Below are 20,505 nucleotides of genomic sequence, written 5' to 3'. Positions count from 1 at the left end.
ATGAAAAGACCTGAACGCGGCAAGAGCCTGTTTCGCTTCGCGGCCCCCCAGCTGTTCTACCCGCTCGCGGGCGCGCTGGCGCCGTGGTTCGCCGCGGCCGCCGCGGCGCTCACGATCATCGGGCTGTGGCTCGCGTTCTTCGTTGCGCCGACCGACGCGCAGCAGGGCGAGGTGTACCGCGTGATCTTCATCCACGTCCCGGCGGCGTGGATGTCGATGTTCGTGTATCTGATCATGGCGTTCTGGTCGGCGGTCGGACTGGTCATGAACACCCGCCTGTCGTTCATGATGGCCCGCGCGCTGGCGCCGACCGGAGCGATGTTCTGTGTCGTCGCGCTCGTGACCGGCGCGCTGTGGGGCAAGCCGACGTGGGGTGCGTACTGGGTGTGGGATGCGCGCCTGACGTCGCAGCTGCTGCTGCTGTTCCTGTATTTCGGCTTCATGGCGCTGACCGAGGCGATCGAGGATCCGCGCCGCGCCGACAAGGCGGGCGCGATCATCGCGCTGGTCGGCGCCGTCAATGTGCCGATCATCTATTTCTCGGTGAAGTGGTGGAACACGCTGCACCAGGGGGCGTCGGTGAGCCTGACGAAAGCACCTTCGATGGCCGCGACGATGCTCGCGGGCATGCTCGTGATGGCGCTGGCGTCATGGGCCTACACGATCGCGGTGACCTTGTGGCGGGTGCGCCCGCTGATTCTCGAGCGTGAACGCCACGCCGAATGGGTCGCGGCCGAACTCGACGCGCTGGAGGGCAAGGTCTGATGCAGTGGGAATCATGGAGCGCGTTCTGGCAGATGGGAGGCGCCGCCCCGTTCGTGTGGGGCAGCTACGGCATCACGGCGCTGCTGGTGGTCGGGGAACTGATCATGGTCATGCGCCGTCGTAAGGACGCCCTGCGGCGTCTGCTCAGGCTGCGTCGCGCGAAGGCGGGCGGCAGCGGCGGGCGGCGGGCTTTTGAGGAGATCGTTGAATGAAACCCCGTAGCAAACGTCTGCTGCTCGTGGCCGGCGCCGTCGCGCTGCTGGTCGGTGCGGTGGCGCTGGTGCTGAACGCGTTCCAGCAGAACCTGGTGTTCTTCCACACGCCGACCGAGGTCGCGGAAGGCAAGGCGCCCGTCGGCCGGGCATTCCGCATCGGCGGCATGGTCGAGACCGGTTCGATCCGCCGCGCGGCCGATGGCGTGACCGTGCAGTTTGCGATCACCGACACGGCGAAAGTGATCCCGGTCTCCTACAAAGGCTCCCTGCCCGACCTCTTCAGCGAAGGGAAAGGTGCGGTGGTGCAGGGCACGCTCGGCCCCGACGGCCAGTTCCAGGCGTCCGAAGTGCTCGCCAAGCACGACGAAAACTACATGCCGCCGGAGGCGCAGCACGCCGTGGATCAGGCCAAGAAAGCGGCACAGACGGTGGCCCAATGATTCCCGAACTCGGCCATTTTTCGCTGATTCTCGCGCTGGTGCTCGCGCTCGTCCAGGCGATCGTCCCGATGATCGGCGCCAGCCGCAACCGCATCGCGCTGATGGCGGTCGGGCGGCCGGCGGCGCAAGGGCAGTTCCTTGCCATCGCGTTCGCCTTCGGCTGCCTGACCTGGGCGTTCGTCACGAGTGATTTCTCGCTGCAGCTCGCGGCAGTCAATTCGCATACCGACACGCCGCTGATCTACAAGATCACCGGCGTGTGGGGCAACCACGAGGGATCGCTGCTGCTGTGGGCGCTGTCGCTGTCGCTGTGGACGGTCGCGGTGACGGTGTTCAGCCGCAACCTGCCGGACGCCTTCATGGCGCGCGTCCTCGGCGTGCTCGGCTGGATCAGCGCAGGTTTCCTGTCGTTCACGCTGGTCACGTCCAACCCATTCGACCGCCTGCTGCCGGCGGTCGCGCAGGGACGCGACCTCAACCCGCTGCTCCAGGACGCGGGCATGATCATCCACCCGCCGCTGCTGTACATGGGCTACGTGGGCTTTTCGGTCGCCTTCGCGTTTGCGATCGCCGCGCTGCTCAGCGGCCGCATGGATGCCGCCTGGGCGCGCTGGTCGCGGCCGTGGACGACGGTCGCGTGGGTGTTCCTCACCGCCGGCATCGCGGTCGGGTCGGGCTGGGCCTACTATGAGCTCGGCTGGGGCGGCTGGTGGTTCTGGGACCCGGTCGAAAACGCCTCCTTCATGCCGTGGCTGCTCGGCACCGCGCTGATCCATTCGCTCGCGGTCACGGAGAAACGAGGTGCGTTCCGCAGTTGGACGATTCTGCTGGCGATCAGTGCGTTCTCGCTGTCGCTGCTCGGTACTTTCCTGGTCCGCTCGGGCGTCATCACGTCGGTGCACGCGTTCGCGACCGACCCGCGCCGCGGCCTGTTCATCCTCGCGCTGCTGGTCGTCGTGATCGGCGTTTCGCTGACGCTGTTCGCGTGGCGCGCGCCCAAGCTCTCAGGCGGCGGCAGCTTCGGCCTCGTGTCGCGCGACGCGACGCTGCTCGGCAACAACGTCCTGCTCGCGGTGGCGACCGGTTCGGTGCTGCTCGGCACGCTCTACCCGCTGTTCCTCGACGCGTTGAACCTCGGCAAGATCTCGGTCGGGCCACCGTACTTCGAGGCGGTGTTCGTGCCGCTGATGACGCCGGTCGTGGTGCTGATGGTGCTCGGGCCGTTCGTCCGCTGGAAAGGCGACGGCCTCGGCCGCGTGCTGCGGCCGCTGCTGCCGGTGATGGTGGCGAGCATCGCGATCGGGCTCGGCGTCGCGTTCGCGGTCGGTCACGTCACGGTGCGCACGGTGCTCGGCCTGGTGCTGGCGTCGTGGGTGCTGCTCGGCAGCGCGCAGCTGCTGGCGAGCCGCTTCGCGGAGCGTCGCGGCGCGAGCGCCGCGGCAGTGCTGCGGGGCATTCCGGCAGCGTGGTGGGGAATGTGGCTCGCGCACGCCGGCATCGGCATCTTCATCATCGGCGCGACCATGGCGGGCAGTCTCCACGAACGCCTCGACGTCAAGATGCAGCCCGGCCAGACCGCACAACTCGCCGGCTACACTTTCACGTTCCGCGGTGTCGCGGACGCACCGGGGCCGAACTACGATGCCGCGCGGGCGACGATCGACGTGGCGCGCAGCGGCATTCCGGTCGCGACGCTGCAGCCCGAAAAACGCTTCTACGTCGCGCAGCAGATGCCGATGACTGAGGCGTCGATCGACATCGGCCCGTTCCGCGACGTGTACGTCAACCTCGGCGACCGCCTCGACGACGGCAGCTGGGTTGTCGGCCTGTTCTACAAACCCTTCATCAGCTGGGTATGGCTGGGGTGCTTGCTGATGGCGGTCGGCGGCGTTTTCGCGGCCTCGGATCGTCGCTACCGCCGCCTCGCCGAGCGTGAAGTCCCTGCCGGTGCGGCGCGCCGGACGACATGAGTAATCGACAATGAAAGCGAAGTTTCTCGTCCCTCTCGCGCTGTTCCTCGTGCTGGCAGGCTTCCTCGGCTACGGGCTGCAGCTCAATCCGCGCGAAGTGCCGTCGCCGCTGGTCGACAAACCGGCGCCGCAGTTCCGCCTCGCGACGCTGGCGGCCGCCGACACCGCGCTCGGCGTCGCCGACATGCGCGGCGAAGTGTGGCTGCTGAACGTCTGGGCGTCGTGGTGCGTGTCGTGCCGCGAGGAGCATCCGGTGCTGATGGAACTCGCGCGCGACAAGGTCGTGCCGCTCGTCGGCCTCAATTACAAGGACACGCGCCCCGAAGCGATCGCCTGGCTCGAAGCGCACGGCGACCCTTACACGGCCTCGGTCGTCGATGCCGACGGGCGCGTGGGGATCGACTACGGCGTGTATGGCGTGCCCGAGACTTTCCTCATCGACCGGCAGGGCGTGATCCGCTACAAGCATATCGGCCCGGTCACCCGGGAGGCGGTGCGCGACGTGCTGCTGCCGAAGATCGCGGAGCTGTCGCGTGCGAGCTAGCTCCTTCCGGCATCTGCTGCCTTCGGCCGTGTCGGCCGCGCTGTTCACGCTGATCCTCGCCGTCGCGCCGCCGCAGGCATTCGCCGCCGACGAAGCCGCGCCGCTCGTGACCGACCCGCAGCTCGAAGAGCGTGTCATGGATCTGTCGCACAAGCTGCGCTGCCTGGTGTGCCAGAACCAGTCGATCGCCGAGTCGAACGCGCCGCTCGCGCTGGACCTGCGCAATCAGGTCCGCGAGCAGCTGGCGGCCGGCAAGAGCGAAGAGGCAGTCGTCGATTATCTTGTCGCGCGCTACGGCGATTTCGTGTTGTACCTCCCGCCGTTCAAGGGCACGACGCTGCTGCTGTGGCTGGGGCCGGCGCTGCTGCTCGTCGCCGGCGCGGGCTGGCTGGGATGGCGCCTGCGCCGCCGCGCCGAGGAGGTCCGCAGCGCGCCGCACCTGACGCGTGACGAGCGTGCCCGCGCCCGCGCCCTGCTCGACGGCACGTCCCCTGGCACGTCCCCTTCCTCCGAGGAGCCCCGTTCGTGATTCCCTTCCTGATTCTGGCCACCGTGCTGGTGGCCGGTGCGTTGCTGCTTGTCGTTCCGCCGCTGCTCGGTGGCGGGAGCCGCGCGCGCGAACAGGCGCACCGGCAGCGCCAGGCCGAAACCGTGCTCGTCGTGCTGCGCGAGCAACTGGCGGAGCTGGAGGCCGAACATGCGGCCGGCCACATTGCCGAGGCCGACTATCAGCGCTCGCGCGAAGAGCTCGAACAGCGCGCGCTCGAAGAGGGGCGCGCGGCTGAAGGCGGCGCCGATCTGCGGCCGGCACGCCAATGGGCAGTCGCGGTGGTGGTCGCGCTGCCGGCGCTCGCGGTGCTGTTCTACCTCGCACTTGGCGAACCGCGCGGGCTCGATCCGGCGCAGATCGCCGCGCAGCAGGAACACCAGATCACGCCCGAGCAGATGTCGGCACTGGTCGCCCAACTCGCGCAGCGCCTCGAACGCGAGCCGAACGATGTCGAAGGGTGGATGATGCTCGGCCGCTCCTACTCGATGACGAACGATCTCGACGGGGCCGCGGCGACCTGGCGCAAGCTCGGCGCGAAGATTCCGGACCAGGCGGACATTCTCGCCGACTGGGCCGACCTGCTCGCCGGCGCGGCGGGGGGCAGGTTCGACGGCGACCCGGACCGCCTCATCCGCCGGGCGCTCGAACTCGACCCGGCTCACCTCAAGGCGCTGGCGCTCGCCGGCACGGCGGCGTTCCAGCGCGAGGATTTCGCCGCCGCATCCGCTCACTGGGAACGCATCCTCGCGAACATGGACCCCGGCGAAGGCGTGTACGCAGCGGTCGTCGCAAGCATCAACGAGGCGCGCGCCAAGGGCGGCATGCCGTTGCTGGAAGCGGCGGGTGCGGGCGCGGCGCGGACGGGCGGCAGCGCCGGGGAGGGGGCCGCGCAGGGGGCTGAAGAGGCGCTCAAGGTCAGCGGCCGGATCAGCATCTCGGCCGGGCTTGCTGCGCAGGTCGAAGCGGACGACACCGTGTTCGTCTTCGCCCGCCCGGTGGAGGGCGGGATGCCGGTGGCGGCGCTGCGCCTGCGCGCGGGCGACCTGCCCGCGTCATTCAGCTTCGAAAACGCACCGCGCATGTCGAAGGAACCGCTCCCGGCGCAATTGAGCATCGGGGCGAGATTGTCGAAGCACGGCGAGGCGACCGCCCGGGCAGGCGATCTCGAAGGGGAGCCGGTGAACGTCGCGCCGGATGCGGCGAACGTGGAGATCGTGATCGACCGCGTTCGCCAGTAACGCTGTCATCCGCCGGATGCGCGGGCGATGGTATTTCCGCGAGGACGTTACCGCGGGGGAGGTGGCCGCGATCCGGCCGCGGCGGAGTGCACGTTGCACCCCGCGCGTCCGATGCAAGAGGAGGTGCTCAGGTCCCGGCGCAGCCGCAGCCGCCGCCACCGCCACCGCATCCGCCGGCACTGCGCGGCGCCGGTTCGGCCGGTACGGGTTCCTGGGCGTTCAGCTGGACGGTGAAATCGATGACGATGTTGCCCGGTTCGCGGGCGACGTAATTGATCTTGATCTGCGAGCCATAACGCTGCTGGATCTGACCGAGCAGCGGCAGCGGATCATGGTCGTTCACGAAACGCATCGTTTCCCCTTCTTCGAGGGACTCGAGGGCGCCGAAGATCGCCGCGTGGCGAAAGCGCTTGGCGACGCCGCGGGCGTCGAACGGGAATACGGAACGGTCGATGATCGGCAGTTCATTCATGAAAGCATCCTCCGGGGGTGGGGGTGGGTGCGGCAAGTGTCCGCTGGTTGGAAATGCTAGGGAGCCGCAAGCGCTGCCGCCTTGAGCAAGAACAAGAATCGCGTGGCGGCGCGACGACGTCATCGAGTGTTTGCCGGCGGAACATCCTCGCCATCGAGGAGCAGTTCGAAGCGCTCGTCGATCAGGCGCGGATCGTCGAAATGACGGCGCCCGACGAACGCGGTCGCGTGCCGCCCCCACTGGCGCATCGCGCCCGGGTTGACGATTCCCATCGGCCAGAAGAGGAAGCGCTCGGCGCGTTCGGTGCCGGCGACGAAGCCGTCGGGACCATACAGGCTGCGGCTTTCGCCGTGCGACAGCGGCAGGCGGCGCAGGACGTCGTCCGGTTGCAGGGCATAACGGGACGGCGGCGTCGGCACTGAAGATGGCTGCTCGTGCACGCGCTGCAGGTAATGCGTGCGCGCGGCGATGCGCAGCACGACGCGCTGCGGCTCGGCCTGGCGCGGCAGGGCCTGGGGCACGAACCGCCACTCGTCGAACGAGGCCGGGGCGATGCGCGGTCGTGCTCGCGGCGTCGGGAAGAAAAAATGGTAGCAGCCGCAGGGGTGGATGCTGTCGAACAGCAGCGGTTCGCCGTCGGGCGCAAGGGTCACGCGCCACACCAGGCCGTCGAGATGTCCGGCGAGCAGGTCGAGCGCGCCGTGCGGGGGCCGCGCCGGGAACCACGCCGTGTAGACCAGCTGCAGCAGCACCTGCCCGCCGACGCGCGTGTGCGCCGCGCGGTAGAAAACGGCCGGCTGCGACGGATCGACGCTTGCCGGGCCTCGCGGCGGCCACGCCGGCGTGCCGATCAGGTCGTCGTCGCCCGCGACATCGACTTCCAGCACCGGGGCATGGGCGAGCGCGAGAACGTGCAGGGCTTCGCCCTCCACGTACGGCACGCCGAGCGGATTCGCCGCTGCTTGGCGAATCCGTCGCGCCTGTTCACGTCGCGACGGCAATGCTTCGTCGGACGGGGCGAAGCGCTGCAGCCGACCCTGAACGGGCAACGCGGCAAGCGGCAGCGCGAAGACTTGCGCGGTCTCGCGCTCGAACATCCGGACGCCGGCGGCGAACGGGATCCGCGTCAGCGGGTAGAGTCCGGCAATGCGCCGTACGGTGCTGTAGTCATCCGGCACCACTGCGGCGTCGCGCAGCGCGGCGAGCCGGACGGGGTCGGCAAGGTCGGCCGCGAGCAGTTCGCCGCGACACTGCGCGAGCGCCGCGGCGAGGTCGGCGTGCGGCTGCGGAATTGCGACGGCGAGCGCGTCGCGTGCCGGCGGCGGAAGATTCGCGATTTCGGCGTCGCGCGCCGCGGCGTCGAGGTGTGCGAGTCGCCCCGCCCAGAACCGCACCGCGGCGTCGCCGCTCGCTTCGGTGCCGAAGCTCGCGAGCAGGCGATCGACCCTCAGGTGCGGAAAGCCGCGGATGCGGGCCGCCGACGCGTCGCCGACCCCTTCGCGCGCGACGGCGTCATCGACGCGGGCGAAGAGGGCTTCGCAACGCGTGTGCGGGTCGAGGCGCGGTGCCGCGCGAAACGGCGGGCCGGCGCACGCGGCCAGCAGCGTGCTTCCCGCCGCGATCAGCGCGGCGAGCGTTCGTCTCTTGCCAGTCGCCATGCAGCCTCCCGCTCCCGGCCGTGCGCTCAGCCCGAATATTCGAAACGTACCCGCTTGACGTTGCAGAGGAGTTCGTAGGAAATCGTCTTCGCGGCCTGGGCGATGCGGTTCACCGGAATGTTCGCGCCCCACAGCTCGACGCGGCTGCCCAGGCCGACAGCGGGGAGATCGGTTAGATCGATGGTCAGCAGGTCCATCGACACGCACCCGATCAGGCGCGTGCGCAGGCCGTCAACGGCGACCGGAGTGCCGTTGGGCACGCTGCGCGGATAGCCGTCGGCGTAGCCGAGCGCGACGAGGCCGACGCGGGTCGCGCGCTCGGCGTGAAAGTGCCCGCCGTAGCCGAGCGGCGCGCCTGCGGGGATCTCCCGTACCGCGATCACCGTGCTCTCGAGCGTCATCACCGGGCGCAGGCCGTTCGGCTCGTGGGGCATGGGGTCGGCACCGTACAGCAGGATGCCTGGGCGCGACCAGTCGCGGTGAGTGGCCGGCCAGCCGAGGATCGCGCCGGAGTTCGCGAGGCTGCGCGGACCGGGCAAGTCGCGCGTCGCAGTGTCGAATGCCGCGAGCTGCTCGGTGGTCGCGAGGACGTGCGGTTCGTCGGCGCGCGCGAAGTGGGTCATCAGCGTGATGCCGCCGACCTTGCCGCTGTCCTTGAGGCGCTGCCACGCCGGGCGCAGCTCGTGCGACAGGAAGCCGGCGCGGTTCATGCCGCTGTTCATCTTGAGCCATACCTCGAGCGGCAGCGCCGGGCGCGCGTGGTCGATGATGCGCAGCTGCTCGGCATGATGGACGACGATCCACAAGTCGTGGCGAACCACTTCGTCGAGCTCGGCGGCGGCGAACACGCCTTCGAGCAGCAGGATCGGCTGGTCGATGCCGGCGGCGCGCAGTTCAAGCGCCTCTTCGAGGAACGCGACCGCGAAACCGTCGGCGTCGGCGGCGAGCGCCCGCGCGCATTGCACCGCGCCGTGGCCGTATGCGTTCGCCTTGACGACGGCAAGGGCCCGGCCACCGTGACGGCCGCGGGCAAGGTTGTAGTTGTGGCGCAGGGCGTCGAGATCGATCAGCGCGCGGGCGGGTCTCATGTAGTGAAGGCGCGGGGCCTGGTAGGCGACAAGACGCTACTTTGCCACACCGCCGCCGCATTCGTCGCTGGCTGTGACAGGCGTGTGTCGTTCGTCATGCCGGTGGCGGTCCTTCAACGGACGCCTCCGCCGCGTCGTTCGGTGGTCGCTGCAACATTACGGTAATATTGCGCACCTTCCGGACCCTGCTTGCGCCCGGAAGCCGGCCTCCGGAGGGCTTGGCCATGCGTCTGCACTCACTCTTGAAACCCCTCGCCTACCTCGCAGGCTGCCTCCTCTACGCCGTCCCCGACTGGCTGACCGACGAGTTCGGGTCGGTCAGCATCGACCAGGTTCTCTATCACCTGAACCTCGGCACCGAAGGCCTGCTCTCGAGCGACCCGCAACTGCTCGTGCGCTTCCTGTGGCGCGGCGTTGCGCTGCCGGTCGCCCTCGCGCTCGTGCTGTGGGCACTCGACACGTACGTCCGCTACCTCCGCGCGCATCGCGAAGCCGCGCCGATGCGGGTGATCGGCCCGGTGCTCGGCGCGATCCGCAGGCGCAGCGCGCACGTCGGCGAGCTGTTGAAGGGAGCGTTCCGGCGCGCGCTGCCGCACGCCCTGCCGCTGGTCGTGTTCGGCACGGGGAGCGCGTTCTTCATCGACAGCTTCTCGCTTGCGAGCTATGTCCGCACCTATTTCGGCGAGGATTATTTTTCCGGATCCTATGTCGACCCGCGCCGCGTCAGCCTGCGCAAGGAGAAACCGAAAAGCCTGGTCCTGATCTACGTCGAAAGCCTCGAGAACACTTACTCGGACCCGGCGCTGTTCGGGCGCGACCTGCTCCAGCGCCTGAACGCCTACAAGCCGCGGGCGATCGCGTTCGACGACTATCGCCAGATGCCCGGCGCCCATTTCACCATCGCGGGAATCGTCGCGACGCAGTGCGGGTTGCCGTTGAAGTCGGTGGCGCTGTTCGGTGGCAACACGCAGGGCGAGCAGATCGACCGCTTTCTGCCCCGGGCGCACTGCCTCGGCGACATCCTCGCCGGGGCGGGCTACACGAACGTGTTCCTGAACGGCTCGAGCCTTGTCTTCGGCGGGGTCGGCAATTTCTTCCGCGATCACCATTACGCAAAAGTGCTCGGCCGCGAAGAGTGGGTCGGCCTCGGCGAAAAACCCGAGACGATGAGCGGCTGGGGACTGCACGACGATGATCTGTTCCGCCGCGCGCGCGAGGAACTCGGCGTGCTGATGAAAGCGAAACGGCCGTTCAACCTGACGGTGCTGACGATCGACACCCATCATCCCTACGGGCATCTGTCGTCGCGCTGCGCGCGCGAGGGACGCAGCGATTTCGACGGCATCGTCGAATGCACGGCCGGCCAGGTCGCCGACTTCATCGAGCATATCGCCGCGAAGGGCTGGATGGATCGCGTCGCGATCGTCGTGCAGGGCGACCACCTCGCGATGGGCAACACGTCATACGACAAGCTGGTCAGCAACCCGCACCGCACGATCTTCAACCTGCTGATCGGCGGCGACAGGAAGCTCGTGAAGAATACCGACCAGGTCACGCATTTCGACATGCTGCCGACGATGCTCGACCTCATCGGGCTGCGCGTCGAAGGCCAGCGCGCCGGACTCGGCTACTCGGCGATCGGCCCGGTCACGGTGACCCGCCCGGCCGATCGCCTCGCGCGCATGGAAGAGCAGCTGATGAACTACAGCGCAGCCTACCGCGAACTGTGGGAACTCCCTCCGGCGCCCGACGTCGGCCCGGTGCAGCTGGTCGCGCCCGATCATTCGCCGGCATCGCCGCTGGCCGGCCCGCGCCAGCTTGTGCGCGTCAACTGATTGTGCCGGGCAGCGCGTCCTGCGCCACGCTCGCCTCCCGCTGGCGAATCGAAAACCGTCTTTATACGCACATAAGAGCAAGTTTTTGAGATGCGTAAGCCGGGCGTAAGTCTCCGGGACTACGTTTCGTCTGTCCGGATGAAAATCCGGCCTGACTACCGTACGAGTGGAGGGAGACATGCAGAACGATATGGTGGCAAGAGTCATTGCCAATCCGAAGTACCAACAGCTGGTCAAGACGCGTTCGTCGTATGGCTGGCTGCTGACCGCCTTGATGATGTTCGTCTACTACGGCTTCATCGCGATCATCGCGTTCAACAAAGAAGTGTTTTCGCAGCGGCTCGGCGAAGGCGTCATGACCGTCGGCATCCCGGTCGGTTTCGGCGTGATCGTGTTCACGATCATCATCACCGGCATCTATGTCCGCCGCGCGAACTCCGAGTTCGACACGCTGACCCAGGAAATCATCAAGGAGACCGGCAAATGAGCGGCCGTTTCACGCATATCGGCGCAGGACTGATCCTCGCGCTGCTGTCGGCCGCGGCGCTCGCCGCCGGCGCCGACCTCGGCCAGGCCGAGAAGCAGGCGACCAACTGGACCGCGATCTCGATGTTCGGCGCGTTCGTCCTCGGCACGCTGTACATCACCAAATGGGCCGCGGCAAAGACCAAATCGGCGGCCGACTTCTATACCGCCGGCGGCGGCATCACCGGCTTCCAGAACGGGCTGGCGATCGCCGGCGACTACATGTCGGCGGCGTCCTTCCTCGGTATTTCCGCGGCGGTGATGGCGAGCGGCTTCGACGGCCTGATCTACTCGATCGGCTTTCTGGTCGGCTGGCCGGTGATCACCTTCCTGATGGCCGAGCGGCTGCGCAACCTCGGCAAGTTCACGTTCGCCGACGTCGCCGCGTACCGCTTCAAGCAGACGCCGATCCGCGCGTTTGCCGCGTCGGGCACGCTCGTCGTCGTCGCGTTCTACCTGATCGCGCAGATGGTCGGCGCCGGCCAGCTGATCAAGCTGCTGTTCGGTCTCGAGTACTGGATAGCGGTCGTCATCGTCGGCGCGCTGATGATGGTCTACGTGCTGTTCGGCGGCATGACCGCGACGACCTGGGTGCAGATCATCAAGGCCTGCCTGCTGCTCGCCGGCGCGTCCTTCATGGCCTTCATGGTGTTGCTGTCCTACGGCTTCTCGCCTGAAGCGCTGTTCGCCGCCTCGACGCAGGTCAAGGCGCAGCTCGCGCTGTCGGCCGGCAAGACGCCCGAGGAGGCAAGCATCATCGGCCAGGCGATCATGGGACCGGGCTCGTTCATCAAGGACCCGATCTCGGCGATCTCGTTCGGCATGGCGCTGATGTTCGGCACCGCCGGCCTGCCGCACATCCTGATGCGCTTCTTCACCGTGCCCGATGCGAAGCAGGCGCGCAAGTCGGTGTTCTGGGCGACGACCTGGATCGGCTACTTCTACATCCTCACCTTCATCATCGGCTTCGGCGCGATCGTGCTGGTGTCGACGAACCCCGGCTTCCTCGATGCGAAGGGCGGCCTGATCGGCGGCAGCAACATGGCCGCTATCCACCTCGCCAACGCGGTCGGCGGCAACGTCTTCCTCGGCTTCATCTCGGCGGTGGCGTTCGCGACGATTCTCGCGGTCGTGGCCGGCCTGACGCTGTCGGGCGCCTCGGCGGTGTCGCATGACCTGTACGCGACGGTGTTCAAGAAGGGCAATGCGGACTCGGCCTCGGAACTGCGCGTGTCGCGGATGACAACGATCGCCCTCGGCGTTGTCGCCGTCGTGCTCGGCATCGCGTTCGAGAAGCAGAACATCGCGTTCATGGTGTCGCTGGCCTTCGCGATCGCCGCTTCGGCCAACTTCCCGGTGCTGTTCATGTCGGTGCTGTGGAAGGACTGCACGACGCGCGGTGCGACGATCGGGGGTTTCCTCGGCCTGAGAGGCTGTGAAAAATCCCCGGCCAGTTATATGCCGTTGTTATAATTAGGTCTTGCTACGAGGTCTGGATTTGCGCCGATGACGAAGATGCGAGCACGGGTGCTGCTGCCCAACCGGGGGCAGATGGAGTTTCGGGCAAGTGACCTGGAGTCACTGCTGCCGGAGGGGCATCGGGCGCGCCTGGTGTGGGCGTACGTCGAGCGGCAGGACCTGTCACGGTTCTACGCCGGGATTCGTGCGGTCGATGGCGGGGTGGGCCGCTCGGCAATCGCGCCGGAGATTTTGCTGGCGCTGTGGTTGTACGCCACGCTCGACGGGGTGGGCAGCGCGCGGGCGGTGTCACGGCTGCTCGAATCGCATGACGCCTACCGCTGGTTGTGCGGCGGGGTTCAGGTCAATCACCACACCCTTTCGGACTTTCGCAAGGATCAGGGCGAAGGGCTGGACGAGTTGTTGAGTGTGAGCATCGCCAGCCTGATGGCGGCCGGGGTGGTCAAGCTCAAACAGGTGGCGCAGGACGGGATGCGGGTGCGCGCCAGCGCCGGGGCGGGCTCGTTTCGCCGCAAGGAGAAGCTCGAAGGCTACCTGGAGGCGGCGCGCGCGGCCGTGGCGCGGCTCAAAGCCGAGGTGGAGGCGGACCCGGCGCAGGCCGAACGGGCGCGGGAAGCGGCCCGGCTACGGGCGGCGAAAGAGCGTGAAGCGCGTCTTGAGAAAGCGCTGGCGCGGCTGCCCGAGATCGAAGCGATCAAGCAGCGGCAAGGCAAAAACCCCGACCAGGCGCGCGCGTCGATGACCGATGCCGAAGCGACGGTGATGAAGATGGGCGACGGCGGCTTTCGGCCGGCGTACAACCCGCAGCTGGCGAGCGACGCCGACTCGCTGGTGATCGTGGGGGTCGAGGTGGCCACCGTCGGCAGCGACCAAGGGCAGATGGTGCCGATGATCGAGCAGGTCACCGCGCGCTGTGGTCAGGCCCCGGAGGCTTGGCTGGTCGATGGCGGCTACGTCGGGCACGAGCAGATCGAGCAGGCGAGCCGGAGCACCGTCGTTTATGGGCCGGTGCCGCAACCCAAGGACAAGGCGGTCGATCCGCACCAGGCGAAGGCCGGCGACAGCGAAGCGGTGGCGGCCTGGCGGCAGCGGATGGGCACGGACGAGGCCAAGGTCATTTACAAGCGGCGAGCGGCAACGGCCGAATGCGTCAATGCGCACAGCCGCAACCGCGGCCTGCAGCAGTTCCGGGTGCGGGGTCTGGCGAAGGTCAAGTGTGTGATGCTGATCTTTGCTTTGGCGCACAACCTGATGCGCATGGTCAGCCTCGCACCGGAATTGCTCGGGGTAGGGACAGGTGCGTCCGCAGTTCCCGGAATCGGGGTTTAAGGGGCGAAAAATGGGGAAAAACGTCAAATGAACCGTCGATAGCAGCACAAACGATGCAAAAACCCTATCGCGCCCAGCAAAACGGCGTTAACCCCGCTCGCGCGTCTAATCGGTCCTGCGAACGAAAGATTCACAAACTCTGATCACTGCCGTCGCGCTGACCGTCGTGTCGCCGTCGGTGTGGGAAGTGACGCTCGGCAATCCGAAGGGCTCGGCACTGTTCCCCTACACCTCGCCGGCGCTGTTCTCGATGGCGGCGGGCTTCATCGGCATCTGGCTGTTCTCGATCCTCGACAACAGTGCGCGTGCGAAGGAAGACCGGGCCGGTTACATCGCGCAGAAGGTGCGCTCCGAGACGGGTATCGGCGCGGCCGGCGCCTCGGGCCACTGAGCCTGGTCCGCACAAGCCGTCGTCCGTCACGGTGACGGCGGCGGTGAACGGCAAAACGGCGACGACCGGAAGGTCGTCGCCGTTTTGCTTTTGCATTTCGCCTGCCGCAGCGCCCCTTCAAGAGTTCCCGCGTTCGCCCGCCGCATGCACGGCGAGCCACACGGCGTCAGGCCCGGTCGAGACAACGCGGTGACGGCAATGTGCCGGAATCGTCACCCAGTCGCCGGCACCCATCACCAACTGCCGGCCGTCGGCGAACGCGAGCATTGCCTCGCCGCGGACCAGCATCACCCATTCGTCGTCGGGCTGGTCGTACCAGAAGCCTTCAGGGCTCGTCGCCGCGTTCGACGCGATGCGCTCGATACGCAGGTGCGCATTGGCGAACAGCGTGGCGAAAATCTCCGCGCCGGGTGCGGGCGGCGGCAAGTCGAACAGATTGCCGTGGTCGGGCATGGCTCGTCACTTGCCCCGCTTCAGATCGACGAGCGGCACGATGCCTGGCGGCAGGTCGAATTTCGGGCGGTTCGCTTCGGGCTCGGCCAGCGGCACGCACGGTTTCAGCGTCGCGAGGCTGCGCACGGTGAGTTCGTGGTAGCAGCGCGTGCCGTCGACTTTCCATTCCATTTCCTGCGCGGTGAGTTCACGGACCACCTTTGCCGGGACGCCCGCGGCGAGCATGCGTGGCGGGACGACCATGTCGGCCTTGACGAAGGCGCAGGCGGCGATGACCGCCGAGTCGCCGACGATCGCGTTGTCCATCACCACCGCGTTCATGCCGACGAGCGCGTTGCGGCCGATGCGGCAGCCGTGCAGCACCGCCGCGTGGCCGATATGGCCATCCTCCTCGACGATCGTGTCGAGGTTCGGAAAGCCGTGCATCACGCAGTTGTCCTGCAGGTTCGACCCCGCTTCGAGAATGATGCGGCCGAAGTCGCCCCGCAGGCTCGCGAGCGGCGCGACGTAGCAGCGCGCGCCGACGATGACGTCACCGATCAGCACCGCGTCGGGGTGGACGAAGGCGCTCGGGTGGACGACCGGACGCAGGCCGTCGATTTCGTAGCAGGGCATCGTTTGAGTCTCCCGGATTCGAAAAGGGACAAGAGCGCCGGAGGGTGGCGCCCAGAGCGCGGCGTGCGGTGGGCGCACAGCCGGCGATGCAAACGGGGCGCCGCAGCGCCCCGTTTGCACGGCGAGAGGCGTTACCTCATTCGACGTGATAGCGCCGCTGCACGACGCGGAAGCGGTTTGCGACGAAGGCGCTGTCGGCGTAGCTCGCATTGGCCGCCGGGTTCATGCCGACTCCATGATAGTCGGAGAACGCCGCCGACTGATTGACGAACACGGCACCGGTCAGGTTGATCGACAGCGCCGCCCCGGCATGCATCGTCGCCGCGGTCATCGCATCGAGCACCTGCGGCTTCGTCGAGTACACGCCGACCGTCAGCGCGCCGTGCTCGCGCACGATGCGCTCGGACAGCGCTACCGCGGCGTCGGCATCGGCGACGCGGACGACGAACGAGATCGGGCCGAAACGCTCGGTCATGTAGCTTTTCTCGTTGCTTGCGTCGCAAGTGAGCAGCACCGGCGTGCGCACTTCCGCGTTCGGGAACTCGGGGTGTTCGAGTTTGCGCGACGCGAGCGCCACTTTGCCGTACTCGCCGGCTTCGTCGATGCGGCGCAGCGTGTCCGCGGACTGGATCGCTCCGAGCACCGCGGTCGCGACCGCCGGGTCGGCGAGCGTCTTGTCGATCGCGGCGGCGAGGTCGGCGGCGAACTCGTCGAAGCTCTTGTGCCCCTGGTCGGTGTCGATGCCGCCGGCCGGCACCAGGATCGCCTGCGTCGTCGTGCACATCTGGCCGGAATACAGGCACAGCGTGAACGCGAGGTTGCGCAGCATCGCCTTGTATGCATCGGTCGACTCGACGACGACGTTATTGACGCCGGCGAGCTCGGCATACACCTGCGCCTGCCGGGCGTTGTCGATCAGCCACTGGCCGAACAGGTTGCCGCCGGTGAAGTCGATGGATTTGACCGCCGGGTGAGTCGCGAGCGCTTGCGTGTCCTCGCGCTTCGTGACGACCGCGAGGCTGACGAGGTTCGGGTCCAGGCCCTGCTCGGCGAGCACTTCGCGGGCGATGCGCACGGTGATCGCCGCCGGCAGGATCGCGTGCTCGTGCGGCTTGACGATCACCGGGTTGCCGGTCGCCAGCGCGGCGAAGAGTCCCGGATAGGTGTTCCAAGTCGGGAACGTGCCGCAACCGATCACCAGCGCCACGCCGCGGCCGACGACCTCGAAGTGCTTTTTCATCCGCAGCGGCGGATTCTTGCCCTGCGGCTTTTCCCATACCGTTTCGGCGGGGATGCGGCTCATCTCGTCCCACGCATAGGCGACCGCTTCGAGCCCGCGGTCCTGGGCGTGCGGGCCGCCGGCCTGGAAAGCCATCATCCATCCCTGGCCGGTCGTCAGCATCACCGCGTGCGCAATCTCGAAGCTGCGCTTGTTCAGGCGGTCGAGGATCTCGAGGCAGACGCCGACGCGCCCTTCCGCCCCGAGCCGCTGCCAGCCATCCTGCGCGGCCTGCGCCGCCTCGACGAGTGCCGATGGGGAGCACACCGGATAGCGCACGCCGAGATCGATGCCGTACGGCGAGCGTTCCGGAGCGTGCCGGCCGGTTTCGCCCGCCTGGTCGAGCGGAAAGTCCTGGCCGAAGCAGGCTTCGACCGCGCGCTTGCCGTCTTCATTGGCGGTCTCGCCATAGACCTTCGGGCTGGGCATCTCGGGATACGGCGTCCAGAAGCCGCGGGTGCGGATTGCCTGGACGGCTGCGTCGAGCGTGGCGCGGTGTTTTTCGAACAGCGGGTGGGTCATGGAACTCTCCTCTCGTCGGGATGGGATGCCGCCGCGCAGGGCTCTGCGTTCTGGGGTGCGCCGATGTTGCAGCGCGGAAAACTTGTCAAGCAAAAAACAGTTGTCTTTTGATCTGGGTCAAGATTACTATTGATTGACCGGTCGGTCAAACAACTCCAGCACCCCCCAGCACCCCCAATTCGACGCTGGCAGGACGCGACCGGGACGCCGACAGGGTGCCACGCCGCACCCGGGCAAACAATCAGGAGACCTGAATGAGCAACGAGTTTGACATGCAGGGAGAAACGATCCGCATGGAAGTCGTCGGCGGAGTCGCGACGCTGACGCTGAACCGCCCTGACCGGCTCAACAGCTTCACGAACCGCATGCATGAGGAAGTGCGCGAGGCGCTCGCCGCGGTGAAGGCCGGTCGCGACAGCGGCACCGTCCGCGTTCTCGTGATCACCGGCGCCGGGCGCGGTTTCTGCGCCGGGCAGGATCTCTCCGACCGCGCGGTCGCCCCGGGCGAGGCGCCGGTCGACCTCGGCGCATCGGTCGAGAAGAACTACAAGCCCTTGGCGATGGCGCTGCGCAACCTCGACCTGCCGGTTATCGCTGCGGTCAATGGCGTGGCGGCCGGCGCCGGGGCGAGCATCGCGCTGGCGTGCGACCTCGTGTTCGCGGCGCGTTCGGCGAGCTTCATCCAGTCGTTCAGCAAGCTCGGCGTGGTGCCGGACACCGGCGGCAGCTGGATCCTGCCGCGCCTCGTCGGCCCGGCGCGCGCGCTCGGCCTCGCGCTGCTCGGCGAGAAGCTCGGCGCCGAACAGGCCGAACAGTGGGGCCTGATCTGGAAATGCGTCGACGACGACGCGCTGATGCCGACCGTGCAGCAGGTCGCGGCGAGCCTCGCGCAAGGTCCGACCTTCGGCTACGCGCAGACCAAGAAGGCGATCTGGGCAAGCTCGACGAACGACTTTGAAACCCAGCTCGACCTCGAGCGCAACATGATGACGGTGTGCGGCCAGTCGAACGACTATCGCGAAGGCGTCGCCGCATTCATCGAAAAGCGCGCGCCCCGGTTCAAGGGGGATTAGGACCATGCAACTCTCGCCATTCGCTGTAAAGGACGTCAAATGAAGGCGCTCAACAAGAACGTGAAAGTGCTCGTGATTGGCGCCGGCGCCATGGGCAGCGGCATCGCGCACGTTGCCGCGCGCGCCGGCCACACGGTGTATCTGTACGACGGCCGCCCCGAGGCGGTTCGGTCAGGTCTTGCCGGTATCGACAAGGACCTGCGCTACCTCGTCGGCAAGGGGCGGCTGCCCGAAGCCGACGCCCAGGCAATCCTGGCGCGCGTGCTGCCGTTATCAGCCCTTGCCGACGCGCGCGATGCCGGCCTCGCGATCGAGGCGATCGTCGAGGATCTCGGCGTCAAGCAGTCGCTGTTCAGGGACCTCGAAGCGCTGCTTGGCGAAGACGCGATCCTCGCGAGCAACACCTCGTCGCTGTCGATCACCGCGATGGGCGCCGGACTCGCTCGTCCCGAGCGATTCGCCGGGCTGCATTTCTTCAACCCGGCGCCGCGCATGGCGCTCGTCGAGATCGTCTCGGGGCTCGCGACGGAGCGCGCAGTCGCCGACACGCTGCACGCGACGGCGCGCGCGTGGGGCAAGATTCCGGTGCATGCGAAGTCGACGCCGGGCTTCATCGTCAACCGCGTCGCGCGACCGTACTACGCCGAAGCGTTGCGCGTGCTCGCCGAGAAAGCGGCCGAACCGCAGACGCTCGACGCGATCCTGCGCGAAGGCTGCGGCTTCGCGATGGGACCGTTCGAACTGATGGACCTGATCGGGCACGACGTGAATTTTGCCGTGACGCGATCGGTGTTCGAGGCGTATTTCAACGATCGCCGCTTCGCCCCGAGCCTGATCCAGCAGGAACTGGTGTTTGCCGGCCGGCTCGGCCGCAAGAGCGGGCGCGGCTTCTACGACTATGCCGAAGGCGCGGTCAGGCCGCCGGCGCGCAGCGAACCGCTGCGCAACGCCGAGGCGAAGATCGCGGTTGTCGGCGACATTGGCGCCGCGGCGCCGCTGATCGCGCGGCTCGAAGCCGGTGGCGTCGAAGTGCGGCGCGAAGCGGGCAAGGGCGGACGCGGCTGGATGAAGATCGGCGCGGCGTGCGTCGCGCTGTCCGACGGGCGCACTGCGACCCGCCGTGCGGTCGAGGAGGAGTGCCCGAACCTGGTGCTGCTCGACCTGTGCCTCGACTTTGCCGCGACCGGGCGCATCACCGTCGCGCGCGCCGACCAGTGCGGCCTGGGCGCGTTCCGCGCCGTCATCGGCACGCTGCAGAAAGCCGGCGTCAATGTGACGGTCATCGACGACGTGGCCGGCCTGCTGTCGCTGCGCGTCGTCGCAATGCTCGCCAACGAGGCCGCCGATGCGGTGTTGTACGGCGTTGCCAGCGCTGCCGACGTCGATACCGCGATGTGCCACGGCACCAACTACCCGAAAGGCGGTCCGCTCGCGTGGGCCGATCAGCTCGGCGCGGCGTTCATCGCCGAAGTGATCTCGAACCTCGCTGCGCATTACGGCGAGGAGCGTTATCGGGTGTCGCCGTTCCTGCAGCGCAAGGCTTTCAAGGGAGAGCTGGTGCATGACTGAGGCCGGATTCCGTGATCTCACGAACGGGCTCGCGCCGCAGGCACTCGCTGAACGGGTGCGCGACGGCATGTCGGAGAAGGACCCGACGCTGAAGAGCTTCGGCATCGGCGTCGAAGCGGTCGGGCCGGGCTACGCGAAGCTGACGATGACGGTGCGCAACGACATGCTCAACGCTTTCGGCATCTGCCACGGCGGTTTCATCACGCTGCTCGCCGATGCGGCGTTCGCGTATTCGTGCAACAGCCACAACGAAATGACTGTCGCGTCGGGCATCAGCCTCGACTTCATGGCGCCGGGCCGCCCGGGCGACGTGCTCATCGCCGAAGCGAAAGAGCTTTTCGTCGCCGGCCGCACCGGGGTCTATGACATCAGTGTCGTCAACCAGAAAGGCGAGCTGCTCGCGATGATGCGCGGCAAGTCATACCGCCTGAAAGGCCGGGCGGTCGTGGATTTGTGAACAACCCTTGATGTGGATCGGGGCATGCGAGGTCCAGT

At 67.6% G+C, this 20,505-nt stretch carries 19 protein-coding genes and 2 pseudogenes; 15 read left to right on the top strand and 6 right to left on the bottom strand.

What is annotated here, in order from left to right:
* The 7 genes from ccmC to ccmI are packed head-to-tail and all read left to right on the top strand — an operon-like array spanning nt 1 to nt 5,722.
* Nucleotides 1–765: a heme ABC transporter permease CcmC gene (ccmC, locus tag GO606_RS03610; RefSeq protein ID WP_169118889.1), complete on the top strand. Its 765-nt coding sequence runs from the start codon at nt 1–3 to the stop codon at nt 763–765.
* The gene (gene ccmD / locus GO606_RS03605; protein ID WP_211166662.1) at nt 765–977 is read left to right on the top strand and encodes a heme exporter protein CcmD; all 213 of its coding nucleotides are present in this window, start codon (nt 765–767) and stop codon (nt 975–977) included. Before ccmC ends, ccmD begins: the two co-directional genes overlap by 1 nt.
* Nucleotides 974–1,420: a cytochrome c maturation protein CcmE gene (ccmE, locus tag GO606_RS03600; protein WP_169118890.1), complete on the top strand. Its 447-nt coding sequence runs from the start codon at nt 974–976 to the stop codon at nt 1,418–1,420. Before ccmD ends, ccmE begins: the two co-directional genes overlap by 4 nt.
* Nucleotides 1,417–3,390, top strand: a complete 1,974-nt coding sequence (locus tag GO606_RS03595; protein WP_169118891.1) for a heme lyase CcmF/NrfE family subunit — start codon at nt 1,417–1,419, stop codon at nt 3,388–3,390. The genes ccmE and GO606_RS03595 overlap by 4 nt, the downstream gene beginning before the upstream one ends.
* A 10-nt stretch (nt 3,391–3,400) precedes the next feature.
* Nucleotides 3,401–3,934, top strand: coding sequence for a DsbE family thiol:disulfide interchange protein (locus GO606_RS03590; RefSeq protein WP_169118892.1), 534 nt, complete (start codon nt 3,401–3,403; stop codon nt 3,932–3,934).
* Nucleotides 3,924–4,463, top strand: coding sequence for a cytochrome c-type biogenesis protein (locus GO606_RS03585; protein ID WP_169118893.1), 540 nt, complete (start codon nt 3,924–3,926; stop codon nt 4,461–4,463). The genes GO606_RS03590 and GO606_RS03585 overlap by 11 nt, the downstream gene beginning before the upstream one ends.
* A complete protein-coding gene (gene ccmI, locus GO606_RS03580; RefSeq protein ID WP_246979336.1) occupies nt 4,460–5,722 on the top strand; it encodes a c-type cytochrome biogenesis protein CcmI in 1,263 nt (420 codons plus the stop codon). The genes GO606_RS03585 and ccmI overlap by 4 nt, the downstream gene beginning before the upstream one ends.
* A gap of 127 nt (nt 5,723–5,849) precedes the next feature.
* Here ccmI and GO606_RS03575 read toward each other — a convergent pair whose 3' ends face one another.
* The 3 genes from GO606_RS03575 to alr all read right to left on the bottom strand — a co-directional run bounded on the left by GO606_RS03575 (nt 5,850) and on the right by alr (nt 8,940).
* Complete coding sequence (locus GO606_RS03575) at nt 5,850–6,194, bottom strand: DUF2249 domain-containing protein (protein ID WP_169120504.1); 345 nt, start codon at nt 6,192–6,194, stop codon at nt 5,850–5,852.
* A 119-nt stretch (nt 6,195–6,313) separates the two neighbouring features.
* Nucleotides 6,314–7,852, bottom strand: a complete 1,539-nt coding sequence (locus GO606_RS03570; RefSeq protein WP_169120503.1) for a hypothetical protein — start codon at nt 7,850–7,852, stop codon at nt 6,314–6,316.
* A gap of 26 nt (nt 7,853–7,878) precedes the next feature.
* Complete coding sequence (gene alr, locus GO606_RS03565) at nt 7,879–8,940, bottom strand: alanine racemase (RefSeq protein WP_169120502.1); 1,062 nt, start codon at nt 8,938–8,940, stop codon at nt 7,879–7,881.
* 224 nt (nt 8,941–9,164) lie between these two features.
* Here alr and GO606_RS03560 point away from each other — a divergent pair, with 224 nt between their 5' ends.
* The 5 genes and pseudogenes from GO606_RS03560 to actP form a co-directional block, all read left to right on the top strand.
* The gene (locus GO606_RS03560; protein WP_169120501.1) at nt 9,165–10,775 is read left to right on the top strand and encodes a sulfatase-like hydrolase/transferase; all 1,611 of its coding nucleotides are present in this window, start codon (nt 9,165–9,167) and stop codon (nt 10,773–10,775) included.
* Nucleotides 10,776–10,953: 178 nt separating this feature from the next.
* Entirely contained in the window at nt 10,954–11,262 is a 309-nt protein-coding gene (locus GO606_RS03555; protein ID WP_169120499.1) for a DUF485 domain-containing protein, read from the top strand.
* A pseudogene (locus GO606_RS03550) lies at nt 11,259–12,728 on the top strand (cation acetate symporter); the annotation flags it as partial. The gene GO606_RS03555 and the pseudogene GO606_RS03550, both read left to right, overlap by 4 nt.
* Nucleotides 12,729–12,806: 78 nt before the next feature.
* Nucleotides 12,807–14,108 carry an IS1182 family transposase gene (locus tag GO606_RS03545; protein ID WP_246979332.1) on the top strand — a complete coding sequence of 434 codons (1,302 nt, stop codon included), beginning with the start codon at nt 12,807–12,809 and terminating at the stop codon, nt 14,106–14,108.
* A 139-nt stretch (nt 14,109–14,247) separates the two neighbouring features.
* Nucleotides 14,248–14,499 (top strand): annotated as a pseudogene (gene actP, locus GO606_RS03540) (cation acetate symporter); the annotation flags it as partial.
* A gap of 117 nt (nt 14,500–14,616) precedes the next feature.
* Here the strand turns inward: actP and GO606_RS03535 are convergent.
* The 3 genes from GO606_RS03535 to paaN all read right to left on the bottom strand — a co-directional run bounded on the left by GO606_RS03535 (nt 14,617) and on the right by paaN (nt 17,368).
* Nucleotides 14,617–14,952 (bottom strand): cupin domain-containing protein, encoded by a 336-nt coding sequence (locus GO606_RS03535; protein WP_169118416.1) that lies wholly within the window; start codon nt 14,950–14,952, stop codon nt 14,617–14,619.
* Nucleotides 14,953–14,958: 6 nt separating this feature from the next.
* Nucleotides 14,959–15,567, bottom strand: a complete 609-nt coding sequence (gene paaY, locus GO606_RS03530; protein WP_169118417.1) for a phenylacetic acid degradation protein PaaY — start codon at nt 15,565–15,567, stop codon at nt 14,959–14,961.
* Nucleotides 15,568–15,703: 136 nt separating this feature from the next.
* Complete coding sequence (gene paaN, locus GO606_RS03525; RefSeq protein WP_169118418.1) at nt 15,704–17,368, bottom strand: phenylacetic acid degradation protein PaaN; 1,665 nt, start codon at nt 17,366–17,368, stop codon at nt 15,704–15,706.
* A gap of 254 nt (nt 17,369–17,622) precedes the next feature.
* Between paaN and paaG the strand changes: the two genes are divergently transcribed.
* From paaG to paaI, 3 genes are read left to right on the top strand one after another with little or no spacing between them, the layout of a single operon-like run.
* Nucleotides 17,623–18,441 carry a 2-(1,2-epoxy-1,2-dihydrophenyl)acetyl-CoA isomerase PaaG gene (paaG, locus tag GO606_RS03520; protein ID WP_211166616.1) on the top strand — a complete coding sequence of 273 codons (819 nt, stop codon included), beginning with the start codon at nt 17,623–17,625 and terminating at the stop codon, nt 18,439–18,441.
* Nucleotides 18,442–18,480: 39 nt separating this feature from the next.
* Complete coding sequence (paaH, locus tag GO606_RS03515; RefSeq protein ID WP_169118419.1) at nt 18,481–20,010, top strand: 3-hydroxyacyl-CoA dehydrogenase PaaH; 1,530 nt, start codon at nt 18,481–18,483, stop codon at nt 20,008–20,010.
* On the top strand, nt 20,003–20,467 hold the full coding sequence (gene paaI / locus GO606_RS03510; RefSeq protein WP_169118420.1) for a hydroxyphenylacetyl-CoA thioesterase PaaI: 465 nt from the start codon (nt 20,003–20,005) through the stop codon (nt 20,465–20,467). The genes paaH and paaI overlap by 8 nt, the downstream gene beginning before the upstream one ends.
* Nucleotides 20,468–20,505: the final 38 nt, after the last annotated feature.

This window comes from Aromatoleum anaerobium, assembly GCF_012910705.2.
GTDB classification, from domain to species: domain Bacteria; phylum Pseudomonadota; class Gammaproteobacteria; order Burkholderiales; family Rhodocyclaceae; genus Aromatoleum; species Aromatoleum anaerobium.
Note: the sequence above shows the minus strand (reverse complement) of the source record. Positions and strands in the feature narration are given on the sequence as shown.

Excerpts from the sequence above, each read along its gene's own strand:
- ccmC (WP_169118889.1), top strand. The coding sequence starts at position 1 with ATGAAAAGACCTGAACGCGGCAAGAGCCTGTTTCGCTTCGCGGCCCCC.
- ccmD (WP_211166662.1), top strand. The coding sequence starts at position 765 with ATGCAGTGGGAATCATGGAGCGCGTTCTGGCAGATGGGAGGCGCCGCC.
- ccmE (WP_169118890.1), top strand. The coding sequence starts at position 974 with ATGAAACCCCGTAGCAAACGTCTGCTGCTCGTGGCCGGCGCCGTCGCG.
- GO606_RS03595 (WP_169118891.1), top strand. The coding sequence starts at position 1,417 with ATGATTCCCGAACTCGGCCATTTTTCGCTGATTCTCGCGCTGGTGCTC.
- GO606_RS03590 (WP_169118892.1), top strand. The coding sequence starts at position 3,401 with ATGAAAGCGAAGTTTCTCGTCCCTCTCGCGCTGTTCCTCGTGCTGGCA.
- GO606_RS03575 (WP_169120504.1), bottom strand. The coding sequence starts at position 6,194 with ATGAATGAACTGCCGATCATCGACCGTTCCGTATTCCCGTTCGACGCC.
- GO606_RS03570 (WP_169120503.1), bottom strand. The coding sequence starts at position 7,852 with ATGGCGACTGGCAAGAGACGAACGCTCGCCGCGCTGATCGCGGCGGGA.
- alr (WP_169120502.1), bottom strand. The coding sequence starts at position 8,940 with ATGAGACCCGCCCGCGCGCTGATCGATCTCGACGCCCTGCGCCACAAC.
- GO606_RS03560 (WP_169120501.1), top strand. The coding sequence starts at position 9,165 with ATGCGTCTGCACTCACTCTTGAAACCCCTCGCCTACCTCGCAGGCTGC.
- GO606_RS03555 (WP_169120499.1), top strand. The coding sequence starts at position 10,954 with ATGCAGAACGATATGGTGGCAAGAGTCATTGCCAATCCGAAGTACCAA.
- GO606_RS03545 (WP_246979332.1), top strand. The coding sequence starts at position 12,807 with ATGACGAAGATGCGAGCACGGGTGCTGCTGCCCAACCGGGGGCAGATG.
- GO606_RS03535 (WP_169118416.1), bottom strand. The coding sequence starts at position 14,952 with ATGCCCGACCACGGCAATCTGTTCGACTTGCCGCCGCCCGCACCCGGC.
- paaY (WP_169118417.1), bottom strand. The coding sequence starts at position 15,567 with ATGCCCTGCTACGAAATCGACGGCCTGCGTCCGGTCGTCCACCCGAGC.
- paaN (WP_169118418.1), bottom strand. The coding sequence starts at position 17,368 with ATGACCCACCCGCTGTTCGAAAAACACCGCGCCACGCTCGACGCAGCC.
- paaG (WP_211166616.1), top strand. The coding sequence starts at position 17,623 with ATGAGCAACGAGTTTGACATGCAGGGAGAAACGATCCGCATGGAAGTC.
- paaH (WP_169118419.1), top strand. The coding sequence starts at position 18,481 with ATGAAGGCGCTCAACAAGAACGTGAAAGTGCTCGTGATTGGCGCCGGC.
- paaI (WP_169118420.1), top strand. The coding sequence starts at position 20,003 with ATGACTGAGGCCGGATTCCGTGATCTCACGAACGGGCTCGCGCCGCAG.